Annotated in this window: 1 protein-coding gene; it reads left to right on the top strand. The window is 64.1% G+C overall.

Features of this window, described 5'->3' with window-relative positions; translation table 11 throughout:
* Positions 1–82: 82 nt before the first annotated feature.
* Positions 83–1179, top strand: a protein-coding gene (locus ACFYOW_RS49660) for an IS3 family transposase (RefSeq protein WP_387299195.1) whose coding sequence is annotated in 2 segments (ribosomal slippage) — positions 83–350 and positions 350–1179 — 1098 coding nt annotated over the 2 segments. Because the reading frame shifts where the segments join, the coding sequence is not laid out codon by codon here. This gene is flagged as partial in the annotation.

Raw genomic sequence — 1179 nt, 5'->3', positions numbered from 1 at the left:
TGGGCTGCTCCCAATGAATGAGACCATCTGGTATTAGAGTCCCGTTTGGCCTGATGAGGGCCGAGAAGGGACACTGATCGACATGGCAGGACGCAAGCGGCACTCCGCGGAGGACATCGTGCGGAAGCTGCGCCGTGCCGACGAGTTAACCGCTGCTGGGAAGACCGGCGAGGAGATCGCCGCCGAGATCGGGGTATCTACAGCGACGCTGTACAATTGGCGCCGCCAGTACGGTGGGGTAGACACCGACGCGGCCAAGGAACTCAAGGAGCTGCGCGAGCAGAACGCCCGGCTCAAGCGGCTGCTGGCCGATGCCGAGCTGGAGAAGGACGCGCTGCGGGAGATCGCCAAGGGAAAATTTTGAGCCCAGCGGCCAAGCGTCGGGCCGTGGACATGCTGCGTGAAGTCAAGTGTGTGTCGGAACGGTTCGCGTGCAAGGTTGTTGGGCTCAACCGGTCCACCTACCGGCGTCTGCCGGTGAAGGAGAGCTCGGCCGATCCGGATGCCGGTCTGCGGGCCTGGCTGCGTTCGTATGCCACCAGAAATCAAGGCCATGGGTTCCGGCGTGCCTGGGCGCGGCTGCGATTCGACGAGGGCAGCGAGGTCAACATCAAGAAGGTTCACCGGCTCTGGCGCGAGGAGGGCCTGCAGGTCCGCGAACACCACCCGCGTAAGCGAGCCGGAATCTCTTCTGCACCTCCGGTCGAGGCGGACGCACCGAAGGTGGTGTGGGCGTTGGATTTCCAGTTCGACTCGACCGTGGACGGGCGGGCGGTGAAGATCGCATCGATGATCGACGAACACACACGCGAATCGCTGCTACACATCGTGGAACGCTCGATTACCGCCGAGCGGCTTGTTGTGGAGCTGGAGAAGGTGTTCACCACGGCGGGCGGACCTCCGCGGGTGCTGCGGATGGACAACGGTCCGGAGATGATTTCGGCTGCCCTGCAACAGTTCTGCGCCGACAGGGTCGGGATCTCCTACATTCCGCCGGGCACGCCCTGGAACAACGGCTTCGTCGAATCGTTCAACCGGCGGCTGCGGACCGAGTGCCTGAACCGCAACCACTGGACCAGCCTGCTCGAGGCCCGCGTAGTGATCGGCGATTTCAAGGTCGATCACAACCGGCGGCACCGGCATTCGGCGCTGGGCTACCTGACCCCGGCCGAGTACGCT

Origin of the sequence: Nocardia sp. NPDC006982 (assembly GCF_042869435.1) — a bacterium.
Taxonomy (GTDB): Bacteria; Actinomycetota; Actinomycetes; order Mycobacteriales; family Mycobacteriaceae; genus Nocardia.
The sequence above is the reverse complement of the archived record's forward strand: the minus strand, read 5'-3'. Positions and strand labels throughout refer to the sequence as shown.